The sequence below is a fragment of the Usitatibacter palustris genome, from assembly GCF_013003985.1.
GTDB lineage: Bacteria > Pseudomonadota > Gammaproteobacteria > Burkholderiales > Usitatibacteraceae > Usitatibacter > Usitatibacter palustris.
This window is the reverse complement of sequence record NZ_CP053073.1, coordinates 1,989,100-2,005,204: the sequence shown is the minus strand read 5'-3', so window position 1 is coordinate 2,005,204 and position 16,105 is coordinate 1,989,100. Positions and strand designations below refer to the sequence as shown.

Below are 16,105 nucleotides of genomic sequence, written 5' to 3'. Positions count from 1 at the left end.
ACTGCGGGTTCTACTCTGCCTTGATGTTGGCCGCCTTGACGACCTTGCCGTACTTCTCGAGGTCCATCTTCATCTGCGCGGCGAACTGCTCGGGCGTTCCCGGGGTCGCCGTGATGCCGAGTGTAGCGAGTTTTTCGGCGAGCTCGGGCGAGGCGAGGACGGCGTTCAGTTCCTTGTTGAGCTTGTCGATGATCGCGCGCGGCGTCTTCGCGGGCGCGAGGATCCCGACCCACGAGCTTGCCTCGAAATCCGGCACGCCCGATTCGATGAACGTCGGCACGTCGGGCATGGCCGGCACGCGCACGCGGCTGGAAACGGCAATCGGCACGAGGCGTCCGGCCTTCACGTGCGTCGAGGCGCCGGCGACCGCGGTGTAGACCAGGGGAATTTGTCCGCCGAGCGCGTCGGTCATCGCCGCGCCGCCACCTTTATAGGGGATGTGGTTGAGCTTCGATCCCGTCTGCAGGTTGAGGAGCTCGCCCGCGATATGCGGAGTACCGCCGACACCCGAGGTCCCGTAAGGCACGCCTCCGGGCTGCTTCTTCGAGTACTCGATCAGGTCCTTGAGCGTCTTCGCCGGGAACGAGGGATGCGCGACGATGATCAGCACCGCATCGCCGATCTTGCCCACGGGTGCGAGGTCCTTGAGCGAATCGAAGGGGAAGTTCGCGAACACATGCGGGTTGATGACGAGCGTGCCGTCGAAGCCGAGGACCAGCGTGTAGCCATCGGGCGCGGCGTTCACGACACCCTGCGTGCCGATGTTGCCCGACGCACCCGCCTTGTTCTCCACGACGATCGGCTGGCCCAGGCGTTTCGAAAGCGCTTCGGCGACGACGCGCCCGCTCGTGTCGGTCACGCCGCCGGGCGCGAACGGGACGATGAGGCGAATGGGTTTGTCGGGAAAGTCGGCAAAGGCTGCGGTCGAAGCGAGCAGGGCGGCCGTGGCCAGGGTGGCGATGTGGCGGATCATGTTTTCTCCTCTGTTGTCTTTATTCTGCGTGGCGCTTGTCGAATTCCCAGACGTCTGCGAATCCCATCAGCTTCGTGAGCTCGGCGAAATCCTCGAGGGGCACGGCGACACCTGTGGTCGAGCCCGTCGCCTTGAGATGCGAGTAAACGACGCTCATCGCCTTCACGGCGGCGAGCAACGCGGAAACGGGAAAGATCGCGAGGCGGTAGCCGATCGCTTCGAGGTCTGCACGTGAAAGGACGGGCGTGCGTCCCTTCTCGACCATGTTGGCGAGCAGCGGCTGCTCGAAGGTCGCACCGATCTTGCGCATCTCTTCCTCGGACTCGGGCGACTCGATGAAGAGGATGTCCGCACCGGCCTTCGCATACGCTTCACCGCGGCGCAGCGCTTCGTCGAGGCCTAGCGAGGTCCGCGCATCGGTGCGCGCGATGATCAGGAAATCCGGATTGGATCGCGCTTCGACCGCGACGCGGATCTTCTTCACCATGTCGTCCATCGGGATCACGCGCCGCCCGGGCGTGTGGCCGCACTTCTTCGGAAACTCCTGGTCCTCGAGCTGGATCGCGGCCGCACCCGCTTCTTCATAGCCGCGCACGGTGTGGCGCACATTCAGGAGGCCGCCGTAACCGGTGTCGCCATCGGCGATCAGCGGCGCGCCGGCCATCGAGGCCATCGCCTTCACGCGTCCCACCATGTCGGTGTAGGTCGCGAGGCCGGCATCGGGCAGGCCCATGTGTGAAGCCACCGTTCCGAAGCCCGTCATATACAAGGCTTCGAACCCGAAGGTGGCCGCGAGGCGCACCGACACCATGTCGTGGACGCCGGGCGCGATGAGAAGGGACTTCTGCTGGAGACGAGACCGCAGGGTGGACGAAGGCATCAGGTAATCGGCGCGGGATTGAACAGGGCGAGGGCGTTGTGCAGCTTCCACTGCTCGGCCCAGGTCTTCTTGCCGCTCGCGACCTCGAGCATCATGCGGAAGAGCTCCCAGCCCACCTCTTCGATGGTGGCGTTGCCGTCGCTGATGCGCCCGGCGTTGATGTCCATGAGGTCGTGCCAGCGGCGGGCGAGATCGGATCGGGTCGCGACCTTGATCACCGGCACCTCGGCCAATCCATACGGCGTTCCGCGCCCGGTCGTGAAGACATGAAGGTTGATTCCCGCGGCGACCTGCAGCGTTCCGCAGACGAAATCACTCGCGGGCGTGGCGGCATAGACGAGGCCCGCCTTGATGCCGCGATCCTTCAGGCTTTCTCCGGGCGAGAGCACGCCGGTGATGGGTGCTGTGCCGCTCTTGATGATCGAGCCCATGGCCTTCTCGACGATGTTCGAGAGCCCACCTTTCTTGTTGCCCGGCGACGTGTTCGCGCTCCGGTCCGCGCCCCCACGGCCAAGATACGCGTCGTACCAGGCCATCTCGCGGATCATCGCGTCGGCGACTTCCGGTGTGGCCGCGCGTGACGTCAGCTGGTCAATTCCGTCGCGAACCTCCGTGACCTCCGAGAACATCACCGTGGCCCCGACGCGGACGAGCAAGTCGGAGCAATACCCGACCGCGGGATTCGCGGTGACGCCGCTGAAGGCGTCGCTGCCGCCGCACTGCACGCCGACCACGAGTGCGCTCGCGGGAACGGTCACGCGGCGGCGCGCATCGAGCTTCCTGAGATGCACCTCGGCGCTTTCGACGATCGACTGCACCATCGACATGAAGCCCACGTGCTTCGCGTCCTGGAGAACGACCGTGTCGGCGGCCTGCTGCGTGTTGCCCAGTGCAGGCGTGCGTACGTCGACGATCGGGAACGTGCCGGCCGGCAGCAGGCGCTCGGGCTGCAGTTTCTCGCACCCCAGGCTCACCACCATCACTTCGTTGCCAAAGTTCGGGTTCATCGTGATGTTGCGCAGCGTGCGGATCGGTACCTTCGCGTCCGGCGCGTCGATCGCGACGCCGCAACCGTAGACGTGCTCGAGTGCGACGACGTCATCCACGTTCGGATACTTCGGCAGCAGCTGGTCACGGATGCGCTTGACCGCATAGTCGACGACGCCGGAGACGCATTGCACCGTCTGGCTGATCGCGAGGAGGTTGCGCGTACCGACCGTGCCGTCGGCGTTGAGGTAACCCTCGAAGGTGTAGCCCGCGAGTGGCTCGAGGGGAGGGCGCTTCACGGTGGCGATCGGCAGGCCTTCGAGCGATCGCGCCGGTAGCACCTCCAGCGTGGATTCGTTGACCCAGGCGCCGGCGGCAAGGTCCTTGGCCGCGCGGCCGATCACGACGTCGTAGCGGCGAACTTCCGCACCCGCAGGAAGAGCGACGAGTGCCACCTTGTGGCCCTGCGGCACGCGTTCGACGAGCTTCAGGCCCGACGGGAATTCGGTTCCGGCGGGCAGCCCGCCGTCGTTCGCGACGATCGCGACGTTATCGCGATCGTGCATCTTGATGTAGAGCGGTTCCATGAGGCGTTAGGTTACAGCGATTGCGGCCGGTCGCGCGCAGTGGCATGGTGGATCCATGGAATGGATCGCGCCCTATTTCGAGAAGAATGCCGAGCTCGCCGTGTTCCTCGCGATCGGCGTTGGCTACTGGATCGGCAAGTTCAAGATAAAAGGTGTCGGCTTCGGTCCCGTCACCGGCTCGCTCCTCGCGGGCCTCATGATCGGAAGCGTCGTGCATGTACCGGTCTCCGATACGGCGAAGTCGCTTCTCTTCCTTCTGTTCATGTACGGCATCGGCTATTCGGCCGGCCCGGGTTTCCTCCGCGGCATTCGCGACGGTGGCTGGCGCTGGGTGGCGCTGGGCATCGTGATTCCCGTCACGGGCCTGCTCACTGCCTACGCGATGGCGAAGGTCCTCAACCTCGAGATGGGATACGCGGCCGGGATGATGTCGGGCGGCCTCACGGAGTCGCCGGTCATCGGCACCGCGAGCGAAGCGATTCGCGCGCTGCCGATCTCCGACGAAGAGAAGACACGGCTCGTCTCGCAGATCCCGATCGCCGATGCGCTGACCTACATCTTCGGCACGTTCGGCGTGATCTTCTTCTGCTCGTACATCGGCCCCTGGCTGCTGCGGCTCGACCTCAAGGCCGAAGCGCTGAAGGTCGAACAGGATCTCGGGTTCGAGCGCGAGACGGAAGGGGTCTCGTCGGGTTTCCGGATGTTCGAGCTGCGTGCCTACGAGATCGTGCCGCCATCGCCTGCCATCGGGACCACGGTGGAAGAGGCCGAGAAGCGGCTGTCGAGCGTGCGTGTTTTCGTCGAGCGCGTGCGGCGCAACGGCAAGATCATCGAGGTGCGTCCGGATCTCGTGCTGCAGGCCCATGACGTTGTCGCGGTGATCGGCCGGCAGGAGGCGCTGCTCAAGGTGGTCGAGACGCACGTGAAGGAAATCTTCGACCGCGACATTCTTGACGTGCCCACCGCAACATTCGACGTGGTGGTCACCAGCAAGACGCTCAACGGGCGCACGGTTGCCCAGATCCGCGAGGAGTCCGAAGACATCCGCGGCGTGTTTCTCAAGTCAATCAAGCGCGGCGAGGAGCAGATCCCGATCGCTCCGGGAACGCGCATCTTCCGCGGCGACCTCGTGACGCTGCACGGGCTCGAGCCCGCGGTGCGCCGCGTGAGCGAGCGCATCGGCGACGTCCTGCAGGGAGGAGAGGGCACGGACTTCATCGCGCTCGGCCTCGCGATCTGCTTCGGCGCGCTTGCGGGCCTCGTCCTCACGTTCCCCGTAGGCGGCCTGCACATCGCCATGGGCACGAGCGTCGCGGTGCTAATCGTCGGCCTCGGGATGGGTTGGCGCAATTCCGTGCGGCCGACCTTCGCTGTGCTGCCGCACGACGCGATCGAGCTCATGAAGTCGCTGGGCCTCGCCGCGTTCGTCGCGATGATCGGCCTCAAGGCCGGACCCGTGTTCCTTACTGCGTTGAAGGAGATCGGCCTCACCGTGTTCCTCGGCGGCATCGTCGTGACGTTGACGCCGCAGCTTGTGGGACTGGTGGTGGGCCGTTATGTGTTGAAGCTCAATCCGCTGCTGCTGTTGGGGGCGCTTGCCGGCGCGCAGACGATGACGGCCGGCCTTGCGGCGGTCCAGGAGAGGTCAGGCAGTCCCGTGGCCGTGATCGGATACTCGAGCACCGTGGCCTTCGGGCACATCCTCATCTCGATCGGGGGAACGGCCCTGATCTGGATGCTTCACTCGAGCTAAGGCCCCGGAATGCGCGGCTGCTCGAGCGTGAATCGCAGCCGCCATCCTTCGCGCTCCACGCGCAAGCCGCGGTGGCGCACCAGGTACCGGACACCAACCGCCGCCGCAACCAATCCGGCCGCCGCTCCCACCAACAGCGACATCCGGGCGCCGTAGCGATTCGCGACCCATCCCACGAAGGGCGCGCCGAAGAGCGTGCAGCCGTTGAGGATGGCCATGTAGATCGCCATCACGCGCCCGCGCATGTGCGGCTCGGTCCACAGTTGCACGGAACTGTTCGCCGTCACCATGAAAGTCTGCAGCGCCCAGCCCAGGGCGATGAGCGTGATGCCGAAGGCGAGGTAGGTCGGCATCGCGGCCGCCGCGGCGAACAGGACTCCCAACAGCGCGACGCTCGCAAGCAGCAGGATGGCGCGCGGCTTTTCGCGCCGGGCCGAGGCAAGTGCGCCGGCCATCGAGCCGATGGCGAGCATGGAGCTCAACAGGCCGAAGCCGCCCGCACTCGCGCCAAAGACGGTCACGGCCATGCTCGCGATGTAGACGGCGAAGTTCATCACGAACATGGCGACGAGAAAGAGCATCGTCAACACCACCCGGAGATCCTGCCGCCCGCGGATATACCGGAACCCATCCATCAGGCTGCCGTCCTTGCGCATCACGCGCTCGTGCCGGTGCAGGTCCGCAATTCGCAACGAGAGCAAGGCGACGATCACCGCGCTGAAGCTCGCGAAGTTCAGGATGAATACCCAGCCGGTACCCACGCCCGCGATGAGCAGCCCCGCGAGCGCGGGGCCCGCCATGCGCGCCACCTGGTAGGACGTGGAGTTGAGCGCGACCGCGTTGGAGAGGTTGGCGTCGGAGACCAGCTCCGCGACGAAGGTCTGGCGAACCGGCGCATCGATCGCGGTCACGCAACCGAGCATCAGGGCGAAGGCGTAGACGTGCCACAACTCCACCTGCCCGGTCAGCGTGAGCACGCCCAGCCCCAACGCCAGGGCGCTCTGCAATGACTGCGTGACGATGAGTACGCGGCGCCGGTCGAAATGATCGGCGATGTGTCCCGCGAGCGGCAGCAGGATCAGCGACGGACCGAACTGCAGGGCCAGCACGAAGCCCACGGCGGTCGCATCGTGGTGCGTGAGCTCCGTGAACACGATCCAGTCCTGCGCCGTGCGCTGCATCCATGCGCCGATGTTGGACACCAGCGCCCCTGCGGACCAGAGGCGATAGTTGAAGCCGCCGAACGAACGGAAAGTCGTGCGAAGCAAGGGAAGGAAACCGCGTCCTAACGCACCATGGCAGGACGCTTGTTGTCGAACTTCCAGCCGGGGATCAGGTACTGCATCGCCTGCGCATCGTCGCGCGCGCCCAGCCCGTTCTTCATGTAGCACTCGTGCGCCTTCTGCAGCTGCGCCATGTCGAGCTCCACACCCAGGCCCGGCTTCTTCGGCACCTCGAGCATGCCGTTCGCGATCCTGAACGGCTCCTTCGTGATGCGCTGCCCGTCCTGCCAGATCCAGTGCGTGTCGATCGCGGTCACGCGTCCGGGCACGGCCGCGGCGACGTGCGTGAACATCGCGAGCGAGATGTCGAAGTGGTTGTTCGAGTGCGAGCCCCACGTGAGGCCCCACGCATCGCAGGTTTGGCCCACGCGCACCGAGCCCTGCATCGTCCAGAAGTGCGGGTCGGCGAGGGGAATATCGACCGCTTGCAACTGGATCGCGTGCGCGAGCTGGCGCCAGTCCGTCGCGATCATGTTGGTGGCGGTCGGGAGTCCCGTCGCGCGGCGGAACTCCGCCATGGTCTCGCGTCCCGAGAATCCATCTTCCGCGCCGCAGGGATCTTCCGCGTACGCCATCACGCCGCGCAGATCGCGGCACAGGCGAATCGCGTCCTTGAGTAGCCAGCCGCCGTTGGGATCGAGCGTCACGCGCGCGGTGGGGAAGCGGGCGGCGAGGGCCTTGATCGCCTCGACCTCGGCCTCACCGGTGAGCACGCCGCCCTTCAACTTGAAATCGTTGAAGCCGTAGCGCGCGTGAGTGGCCTCGGCAAGACGCACGACGCTCTCCGGCGTCATGGCCTCCTCGTGCCGCAGTCGGAACCAATCGTCCTTTGCATCAGGCTCGCTGCGATACGGAAGATCCGTGCGCGTGCGATCGCCGACGAAGAAGAGGTAGCCAAGCACCTCGACGCGATCGCGCTGGCGGCCTTCACCGAGAAGATCCGCAACCGGCAGGCCGAGATGCTGGCCCAGGAGGTCGAGGAGGGCGGCTTCGATCGCGGTCACGGCGTGGATCGTGGTGCGCAGATCGAACGTCTGCTGGCCGCGGCCACCCGCATCGCGATCGGCGAAACGGCGCCGCACTTCATTCAACACGGCGTTGTAGTGGCCGACGGTCCTGCCGACCACCAGCGCCCGCGCGTCCTCGAGCGTCTGGCGAATTTTTTCGCCGCCTGGAACTTCACCGACACCGGTGTTTCCTGCGCTGTCCTTGAGGATCACGACATTGCGAGTGAAGTAGGGACCGTGCGCGCCCGAGAGATTCATGAGCATGCCGTCGTGCCCGGCGACGGGGACAACTTTCATTTCCGTGACGCGCGGGGCGCCGGTGACTGTGCGTTCGCTGGAGGTGGCGTTCATAGGACTTTCGTTCTGGATGCTCTGAGACTTTAGGCCGATGGTACCCGACGCCCCCTCGTCGCTAGCATCGACGCGCGTCCATGAAACGCACCCGGCGCGTCCGCGCACGGGTCACGCTCCATCAGGGAGACATAGTGATGAAGAAGGGAATCGTATTTGCGGCCTGCGTGCTCGGCCTGGCGGTATCGGCGAGCGCAAGCGCCAATTTCAAGAAGACGTACTGCGGCAACGTGGAGTACGTGGGAAACCCCGGTAACACGTACCCGCACCTTCATTGCGACAAGGATTTCGTCACCTACTCGGACACCAAGACGAAGCACAGGAACCTGGTCGACGGGCAGGGAAGCAAATCCCCGGGATGCAAGCGCGCCAGAGAACTTGTCGCGGAACGTCCCTACGCTCAGATTCCGAACGCTGCCGCGATCGACACCGCCGTCAATCTGTACGTCACCGGCCAGTGCCAATAGCTCCGGCCTGACCGCCCATCGGGGTCTGCGGGTTCGGCCCGCGCCCTGATGGGTTCCTCAGTGGGTTTCGCGACGAATCACAAGGCCCGCCCGCCCGTATCCAAACGGTCGATGCCTGTCGTCCGCATCCAGGTCGTCTTCGTCCTCGTCGTCGTCCGGTTCATGGGCGAGGATATTCCTCGAAAGAAGGTGAGATACATTCCACAAGGTATTGATGGAATAGGGGATATTCGACATGCCGGGCTTTCGTATAGCAAGGGGTGGCGCCAAGGGAGATGCGCGGCGCCACACCAATCTAACGCCCGAGCGCTACCGGCGGATTACACCGGACCGGCCCAGGGATTACACCGGACAGACCAAAGTCGGAGGGGCATTTACCGTTTTCCCTGTCATCCTGCGGACGCGCACGATCCACAACACAAACAGGGAAAACTCAATTGAAGACGAACCGCTATTTCGCACTCGCCGCCGCGGTGTGCGGCGCCCTTGCACTACCTGCCAGCGCCGATTTCGTGGCCAAGGTCATGAACCTGAGCAACGTCGAAGCCAAGGGCATGGTGCAGAACCACCCGCCCGTCATGTGGCTCAAGCGCGGGCAGATCAACGACATCCGCATCGGGGGCAAGTGGCGCCAGGAGATCAAGGGCCCCTATACCGTCAATTTCGAGAATCTGGGAAATGCCGGACATCAGTACTGCGTCTGGAAGGTCGAGATCCTCCCGGGATACTTCAACGCAGAGGGCAACGCCGTGAAGGAGAGCGACCTCAGCCGCGCCTGGTACGTGAAGCTCAAGACCACGCTCGAGCGCAGCGACCCGAGCTTCATCTGCGAGACCAGTGGCCAGTTCCTGGGCCAGGTGAAATCGGCGCAGACCAAGGGAACCTGGAACCATCTCGAGAAAGCCATGACGCCGCAGCCCTTCAGGCCGGCCGAAGACCAGGGCGCGACGATCAACTTCGCGCTGAAGAGCAAGTAGGCGTCGCCATACCCGCCCAATGAAAAGCCCCGCCGAAGCGGGGCTTTTTTTTCGGGCTGTCGTTCGACCTACGCGTACTGCTGGATTCCCGCGATGAGCCAGGCGTCCTTGCGGTCGCCGGCCTTGCGGCGCACGTGCCAGATCTCATCGAAGGATTCGGGGTTCGCGGCGTCGTTCTCCCGGATGAGTCCGGTGAAACGCACGCTCGCGATGTCGAACCCGTCCTCGGTGGCGAAATCGACCAGCTGCGCCTCGACGCTCACGACTTCCGTCTTCTGCGTCGCGGCACCGCGCTCCTTGAACTGCATCGCCACCTCCGCGTACACCTCCGGGGTGGTGAAGTCGCGGATGTCGGCCATGTCACCAGCGTCGTTGGCCGCTTGCAGGCGGATGAACGAGGTCTTGGCCACGCGAAGGAAGGGCTGCAGCTCCACGTCGGGGGGCAGCACGACCGCGGCGCGGGGCTGGGCGGCACCCGAACCCTGCGGAGCACTCGACTGGAAATTCACCGGCTCAACTCGCGCGCCATCCACGGTGCTGCCGATGCCGTTGAAGCGCGGGCGATCACCGCTCGCAGCGCCCGGTGCGCCTGCCATTGCGGGGCTCGCGCCGTTGCCGCGGCCAGCAAAGAGCTTGAAGAGCAGGAAGAGGATGCCGAAGCCGAGCATCACGGCGAGGATCATCCCGATGATCGGGCCCATCTGCGCGCCGAACATCGAGGCCAGCAATACGCCGATGCCAAGGCCGGCCAGCATGCCGCCCCAGCGCTGCATGAAGCTCGGCTTCGCGGCCGCCGCGGCAGCTGCGGGGGCCGGCGTGGGTGAAGCCTGACTGGGAGTTGGCGTGGCGGGCTGTGCGGGCGCGGCTTGGTTCTGGGCCGGCGTCGCCCTCTGCTTGCCCAAGTTGCCTCCGCCGCCAAGCCGCTTGGCTTCCGATTCGGGCGCAGCCAGCCCCAGGGTGAGTGCAACCGCGAGTGCCGAGAGGAGGGTCTTCATTTTTTTGGGTCCCGTGTGTGGAAGGCCGACGATACCACCGGAGCCGTGCGGACAGCCCTGAGTAGAATCACCTATTAGATTACATAATATCAATTATGCGGCCTTTACGCGGGGCCGAATCGCGGCGCCCTCAGCCGCTCACCGGCCGAATACCAAGCCGATGACGTAGCGTCGGCAAATGTTCGTTCCAGAAGGTCTGAATGGGCTCGGCAATGAGGCAAGCGGCCTCGCTCGCCATCCGTTCGCCGCACGCCTGCGCTGCCTTGAGCTGCCAAAATTTGATCGGCGCCACCACGGTATAAAGCGCGCGCGCCAAGATGCCTGCACGCCGGAACCTCGGGCTGTAGCGCTGCTTCGAAACGAATGCCCACACGCCAAGCTCTCCGCTCAGGTCCGTGTCGAAGTCCAGCAGCACGTGGAATGTGTCGTGAAGGACCGCGTACCGGATGGCCAGAATGTCCGCGCCCGCCAATTCGGCCGCCACCGACGGCGACACCACCAGCGGCCTGAGACCTTTGCAATCCATATGATCCGCGTAAGCACGCCCGAACGTTCCAGCGGGAAGTTGCCGCAACGTAGCAAGGTCTATTTGCGGCAGCGGGTCGGCAAGTGCCTTGAGCCTGGCTTCGATCTCAGGATATGCACGCGCGCCAATCGCCGCCGCCTTGTACGCGGCGGCATCACCGACACGACCCGCGCGAAAGGCGCTCACGGCCTTGCCCAGAAGCTTTGGCCGCATCAGCGCGGCTGGCGCTCGGAAGAACGACGAAGGACCACGATGGCGCCGATGGCGAGGCCCAGGCACACGACCGCCGCCAGGATCGACACGTTGCCACGCGTCAGGAAGTCGCTCAGTCCCCGGGGAGCCTCGATCAGGACGATCGCGTCGGTATCCCGCGGCAGTGCACCGACCCGCACTACGCTTCCCGTTGAGGGATCGATCCTGACGAGAAGCGCCGTCGCCGGTGAAGCATGGTTCGTGTTGACCGCATAGATCGTCCCGGACGACGAAAACGTCATCGAATTGATTCCCGCGGCGAAAGGCATCCCCTTGAGTCCCGGACCTTTCGACAATGCTCCCGTGCTGAGATCGAACCCGTCGATCGAGCCGGTAGCCCCCGTGCCGATGACGTAGATGCGATCCTGGGGATCAATCGTGACGGCTCCACGTTCTCCGGGAGGACCCGGCTTTCCCAAGGGCGTGGCCAACCCGGTCGACAAGTCGACCGTCGCCATCTGGTTCGATTCGCGAAGCCAGGCGAAGAGCGTTCCCTTGTGATCGAAGGCAATGTCCGACGCGGCGGCTCCAACCTTGCCCACGATCGCCGCATCGCCACTGGCAAGGTCGATGATGACGAGCGAATTGGGATTCGTGGGCGACCGAGGCGACGTCACACCGTAGAGCCTGCCGGTAGCCGGATCGTCGGCCAGCCCCGCAACGTAGATGGATTCGCCTCCCGGCCCCTTGATCGGCCCGATGGTCTTGGAAGTGGCCGTGAGGGGATCGACTCGGTAAAGGACCGCGGGGGCAGAGTCCGTGACGAGCGTGGGAGTGCTCGTCGCATACATGACCTCGACGCCGAAGGCCTGCGCCGAACTGAACAGGAAAACGGCCGCGATTCTGACGCCTGCTTGCATTTCGGATGACGGGCGGAAGTGAGGATGCATGGTACGCGGAGTCCGGCGGAGACTGCGACGCGATAGGGCGGACCCTGACCTAGTTCAACCGTAGAGTCCCCGGACCTTCACGATTCCGAGGATTCCATGTCGCTCGAAACTCTTCGCAACGCCGGCGCGGCCTTGATCACCGCAGCCATCGCCACCGCATCCCCTGCCCTCGCTCAAGCGCCATCGGCCGAGAAGCCCGGCCGCGGTGATTTCGATTTCCTCGTCGGCCGCTGGAAAACCGAGCAGAAGCGCAACACCACGCCGCTCAAGGATGACGGCGCGTGGGAGTCGTTCACCGCCGAGATCCACATGCAGAAGTTTCCGGGCGGCATCGGCAACTTCGACGTCCTCAACGCCCCGACGTGGCGCCCCGGATACACGGGCCTCGCGATCCGCATCTTCAATGGCGAGACCGGCCTGTGGAGCATCTACTGGCTCAACAACAAGACCGGCGGCATCGACAAGGACACGAACGAGCTGCAGGTCCCCGTCGTTGGCAAGTTCGTGAACGGTGTCGGGATCTTCGAGAACGACGAAGTCTTCCAGGGCACGCCGATCCGCGTGCAGTACCGCTGGGACCGCGTCGATGCCGACAACGTGAAGTGGCAGCAGGCCTTCTCGTTCGACGGCGGGAAGACGTGGAAGGTCAACTGGCACATGACGGGAACGCGCATCAAGAGTTGAGGGCGCGTGCGGCACAATGCCGCCATGACTCCAACAAAACTCAGGATTGTTACCGGAGAAGAGCGCGTCTCGGGGTTGCTCACGTCTCCGCCGAAACCCCAGGCCGCGCTCGTGCTCGCGCACGGTGCCGGCGCAGGCATGGTGCATCCTTTCATGGTCAAGGTTGCCGACGGCCTGGCGACTCGCGGTGTCGCGACAGTGCGCTACCAGTTCCCGTACATGGAGAAGGGCTCGAAGCGGCCCGACACGCCGAGGATCGCGCAGGCGACGGTGCGAGCGGCGGTAGATGAGGCGGTGCAGCGCCTCGGGGACGTGCCACTTTTCGCAGGCGGCAAGTCCTTCGGCGGACGGATGACGTCGCAGGCGCAGTCCGCGCAACCGCTCCGACTGGTTCGCGGACTCGTCTTCCTGGGTTTCCCGCTGCACGCGGCAGGCCAACCTTCGGACGATCGCGGCAAGCACTTGTTGGACGTGAAGGTGCCGATGCTGTTCCTGCAGGGCACGCGCGATTCGCTCGCAGACCTCACGTTGATGAAGCCCTTGGTGAAGAAGCTCGGCGCACGCGCTGCACTCGAGACCTTCGATCACGCCGATCACTCGTTCCACGTCCCGGCGAAATCCGGGCGCAACGATGCGGAAGTGATGGAAGCCCTGCTCGACGCGATGGCCGCGTGGATGACCGCTCAGCGGTGATCCGGCAAGTGCAGGGTTAGCGCGAGGAGCAGCTCTTCGGGCTCCACGGGTTTCGCGAGGCGCGCGATGATGCCGGCCTCGGTCGATTTCGCGAGCGGCACGTCGCCGCCATAGCCCGTGCACATGATGATCGGCAACTTCGGGCGCAGCTTCGTGGCTTCGCGCGCGAGCTCGATGCCCGTCATGCGCGGCATCGTGTGATCGGTGAGGATCAGGTCGAAGTCCCCCGGCTCCGCGGAAAAGAGTGCCAGCGCGCCACGGCCATCGGGCGCGACCGTCACCTTCAATCCCCAGCCTTCGAGGAGGTCACGCATCACCTCGACCACCGCGGGCTCGTCATCGACCACCAGCACGTGGCCCTCGAGGCGCGTCTTCGGCAGGCGGCGCGGCGCGAAGCCGGGCATCGTTTGGTCCATGGCGGCCGCACCGCCTCCCGCAAGCGGCGGCACGAAGACGCGGAAGCGCGTGCCCTGGTCGAGGCCGGTTTCGATGACAACGTGGCCGCCATGCTCATGGACGATTCCGTGCACCGTGGAAAGGCCCATGCCGCTGCCCTTCCCCACTTCCTTCGTCGTGAAGAACGGCTCGAAGATGCGTTCGATCACCGCCGGATCGATGCCCGGTCCCGAATCGGCGACGAAGAGCTCGATGAATTCGCCGGCGAACGGCTGGCGGCAGGAGGCGCAATGCGCCTGGATCGGCCCGGCAAAGAGGACGCCCGCGCGGATCGCGCCGTTCGAGCGCATCGCATCGCGCGCGTTGATGCAGAGGTTGAAGACGACCTGCTCCATCTGCACCGGGTCGATGAGCGCGGGCGGCACGTCGTCGGCGATCTGCGTCGTGTAATCGATCGTCGCCGGAAGTGACGACCGCAGCAACTGTGACGATTGGCGAAGGAGCGAGCCCAGCGCGAACGGCCGCGGCTGGCCGCGACGGCCCCGGCTGTAGGTGAGCATCTGGCCGATGAGGTCACGGGCTTTCTTCGCGGCGAGCATTGCCTGGTCGAGGTAGCGCGTGAGCCGCGCGTCGCCCGCCGTCGTCTCGCGGTCGGTCGCGAGCACGATGTTGCCCATGATGCTCGCGAGGATGTTGTTGAAGTCGTGCGCGATGCCGCCCGTGAGATGGCCGATGGCTTCCATCTTCTGCGCCTGGCGCATGCCTTCCTCGGCGAGCTTGCGCGCCGTGATCTCGCGGCTGAATGCGAGGATGCGCGGCACGCCGTTGATCGCCGTCTTCTTGAGCACGACCTCGTCCCAGTGGAGGCTGCCGTCCTTGTTGCGACGGCGCCATTCGAAGCGCTGCACTTCGCCCGTCTTCGCGCGCTCGACGTGGCGCAGCGCGTTCTCGCCCGTGTACGGGCCCTTGCCCGAGCTCAGGTCGGCGATGGAAACATTCAGCATCTCCTCGCGCGAGTAACCGTAGGCGCTGCAGGCCTTCGCGTTCACGTCGACGATGGCGCCGGTCTCGTAGTCATGCACGAAGATCGCGTCTTCGGTGCTCTCGAAGATGGCGCGGTGGCTCGCTTCCGAGGCGCGCAGGGCTGCTTGCGAGCGCGAGCGCTCGATCTCGGCCGCGGCGCGCACGGCGTAGATCTTCGTCATCGACTCGATCAGCGCCGGGTCCTTCAGCGGCACGGAGGAAAGCAGGCTGATGAGTCCCAGCGACCGGCCCGCGGCATCGACGAGCGGGAAACCCGCGTAGCCCGCGGATCGCAGGCCCGGGAAGAGCGGCTCGCCGCCATATTTCCGCTCGAGACCCGATTCGATCATCAGGAACTCGTGGCCGAACACGTCCGCGCAAGGCGTGTTCGCCAGCGTGTACTCGACGTTATCGACGATCTTGCCGTTGGCGATGACCGCCAGCGTGCGCATGCGGCCCGGCGTGTGCGTGCTGGGCACCGCGATGAAGACGACGTCCACCGCGAGCACAGCCGCCATCGAGCGTACGAGATCCTCGAAGATGCGATCGCCTTCCGCGGTGGAAACCGCGATCGCGGCGCTGCGCAGCGCTTCGTCGGCGTGCTTGCGCGCCGTGATGTCCGTGGAAATGCTGCCGACGGCCACCGCCGTGCCGGAGCGATCGACGATGGGAAACTTCACAGAGAGGTACGTGCGCAGCTCGTCGCCGACCGGCACCGACTCCTCGAACTCGATGGCGTGACCCTCGGAAAGCACGCGCTGGTCGTTCAGGCGCAGCGCCTGCGCCACGGCCGGCGGATAGATGTCCTCGGGCGCGTGGCCGATCACCTCGGCACGCGGCCGCTTGAGCAGCCGCTCGTGCTCGCGATTGATGAACACGTAGCGCCCCGCGACGTCCTTCACGAAGGCGATGACCGGCGTGTGGTCGAGGATCTGCTGGAAGCGCGTCTCGGTTTCGGCGATCGCGTGGTCCGCGCGCTCGAGCACCAGGAGGTCACGCGCGCGCACGAGCAGGCGCCGCCGGCCATCCACGCGAACGAGCTCGATGTGGACGATGGCCTCCGAGGTGCGGCCGTCACCCTTGCGGTAGTGCCAGCGGAACCACTGCGTCTCGCCCGCGAAGGCGCGCTTGAAACGCTCGGTGCCGAGGACGGCCGAAAGCGCGCCGTCGGCCTGCAGGGTGGGCGACCATTCCAGCGGCGAGTGACCGATCAGTTGCTCGCGCGGCAGCTCGTACAGGCGGCAGGTAGCCTCGTTGCAATCCTCGATCGTGTCCGTATAGAAGTAGACCGCCTCCTCCGTTTCACTCATGAGGAAACGGTAGGCCTCGCCATCACGCGTGAGTTCGCGGGGCGTAACGCCTTCGTTGTCGCGATCCATGG

The 16,105-nt window shown here is 65.3% G+C and carries 14 protein-coding genes; 5 read left to right on the top strand and 9 right to left on the bottom strand.

The features are described 5' to 3' along the window. Positions 1 to 10 precede the first annotated feature (10 nt). Genes DSM104440_RS09895 through garD form a run of 3 tightly spaced genes read right to left on the bottom strand, consistent with a single transcriptional unit; the run spans position 11 to position 3,427 of the window. A complete protein-coding gene (locus DSM104440_RS09895; protein ID WP_171162150.1) occupies positions 11 to 973 on the bottom strand; it encodes a Bug family tripartite tricarboxylate transporter substrate binding protein in 963 nt (320 codons plus the stop codon). A 19-nt stretch (positions 974 to 992) separates the two neighbouring features. Next, positions 993 to 1,853 (bottom strand): isocitrate lyase/PEP mutase family protein, encoded by an 861-nt coding sequence (locus DSM104440_RS09890; RefSeq protein ID WP_171162149.1) that lies wholly within the window; start codon positions 1,851 to 1,853, stop codon positions 993 to 995. Next, a complete protein-coding gene (gene garD, locus DSM104440_RS09885; RefSeq protein ID WP_212758017.1) occupies positions 1,853 to 3,427 on the bottom strand; it encodes a galactarate dehydratase in 1,575 nt (524 codons plus the stop codon). The genes DSM104440_RS09890 and garD overlap by 1 nt, the downstream gene beginning before the upstream one ends. A 55-nt stretch (positions 3,428 to 3,482) precedes the next feature. On the opposite strand from garD, the gene aspT reads away from it, so the two are divergent. Then, positions 3,483 to 5,180 (top strand): aspartate-alanine antiporter, encoded by a 1,698-nt coding sequence (gene aspT / locus DSM104440_RS09880; protein ID WP_171162147.1) that lies wholly within the window; start codon positions 3,483 to 3,485, stop codon positions 5,178 to 5,180. Here the strand turns inward: aspT and DSM104440_RS09875 are convergent. Together DSM104440_RS09875 and gudD are read right to left on the bottom strand one after the other, a co-directional pair. Further along, positions 5,177 to 6,448 (bottom strand): MFS transporter, encoded by a 1,272-nt coding sequence (locus DSM104440_RS09875; protein WP_171162145.1) that lies wholly within the window; start codon positions 6,446 to 6,448, stop codon positions 5,177 to 5,179. The genes aspT and DSM104440_RS09875 overlap by 4 nt on opposite strands. Positions 6,449 to 6,465: 17 nt before the next feature. After that, a complete protein-coding gene (gene gudD / locus DSM104440_RS09870; protein ID WP_171162143.1) occupies positions 6,466 to 7,821 on the bottom strand; it encodes a glucarate dehydratase in 1,356 nt (451 codons plus the stop codon). 137 nt (positions 7,822 to 7,958) lie between these two features. Here gudD and DSM104440_RS09865 point away from each other — a divergent pair, with 137 nt between their 5' ends. Both DSM104440_RS09865 and DSM104440_RS09860 read left to right on the top strand, forming a co-directional pair. After that, on the top strand, positions 7,959 to 8,288 hold the full coding sequence (locus DSM104440_RS09865; protein ID WP_171162141.1) for a hypothetical protein: 330 nt from the start codon (positions 7,959 to 7,961) through the stop codon (positions 8,286 to 8,288). Between the two features lie 437 nt (positions 8,289 to 8,725). Next, complete coding sequence (locus DSM104440_RS09860) at positions 8,726 to 9,265, top strand: hypothetical protein (RefSeq protein ID WP_171162138.1); 540 nt, start codon at positions 8,726 to 8,728, stop codon at positions 9,263 to 9,265. 68 nt (positions 9,266 to 9,333) lie between these two features. Here the strand turns inward: DSM104440_RS09860 and DSM104440_RS09855 are convergent, their stop codons facing one another. The 3 genes from DSM104440_RS09855 to DSM104440_RS09845 all read right to left on the bottom strand — a co-directional run bounded on the left by DSM104440_RS09855 (position 9,334) and on the right by DSM104440_RS09845 (position 11,898). Then, positions 9,334 to 10,260 (bottom strand): Tim44 domain-containing protein, encoded by a 927-nt coding sequence (locus DSM104440_RS09855; protein WP_171162136.1) that lies wholly within the window; start codon positions 10,258 to 10,260, stop codon positions 9,334 to 9,336. A 130-nt stretch (positions 10,261 to 10,390) separates the two neighbouring features. Beyond that, positions 10,391 to 10,972 carry a Coq4 family protein gene (locus DSM104440_RS09850; RefSeq protein WP_171162134.1) on the bottom strand — a complete coding sequence of 194 codons (582 nt, stop codon included), beginning with the start codon at positions 10,970 to 10,972 and terminating at the stop codon, positions 10,391 to 10,393. A 26-nt stretch (positions 10,973 to 10,998) separates the two neighbouring features. After that, complete coding sequence (locus DSM104440_RS09845; protein ID WP_171162132.1) at positions 10,999 to 11,898, bottom strand: NHL repeat-containing protein; 900 nt, start codon at positions 11,896 to 11,898, stop codon at positions 10,999 to 11,001. A gap of 126 nt (positions 11,899 to 12,024) precedes the next feature. On the opposite strand from DSM104440_RS09845, the gene DSM104440_RS09840 reads away from it, so the two are divergent. Further along, positions 12,025 to 12,612: a hypothetical protein gene (locus tag DSM104440_RS09840; protein WP_212758016.1), complete on the top strand. Its 588-nt coding sequence runs from the start codon at positions 12,025 to 12,027 to the stop codon at positions 12,610 to 12,612. A gap of 24 nt (positions 12,613 to 12,636) precedes the next feature. Beyond that, positions 12,637 to 13,305, top strand: coding sequence for an alpha/beta hydrolase family protein (locus tag DSM104440_RS09835; protein WP_171162130.1), 669 nt, complete (start codon positions 12,637 to 12,639; stop codon positions 13,303 to 13,305). Here the strand turns inward: DSM104440_RS09835 and DSM104440_RS09830 are convergent. Then, on the bottom strand, positions 13,296 to 16,103 hold the full coding sequence (locus DSM104440_RS09830; RefSeq protein WP_212758015.1) for a PAS domain-containing hybrid sensor histidine kinase/response regulator: 2,808 nt from the start codon (positions 16,101 to 16,103) through the stop codon (positions 13,296 to 13,298). The two genes, DSM104440_RS09835 and DSM104440_RS09830, sit on opposite strands and share 10 nt — an antisense overlap. Positions 16,104 to 16,105: the final 2 nt, after the last annotated feature.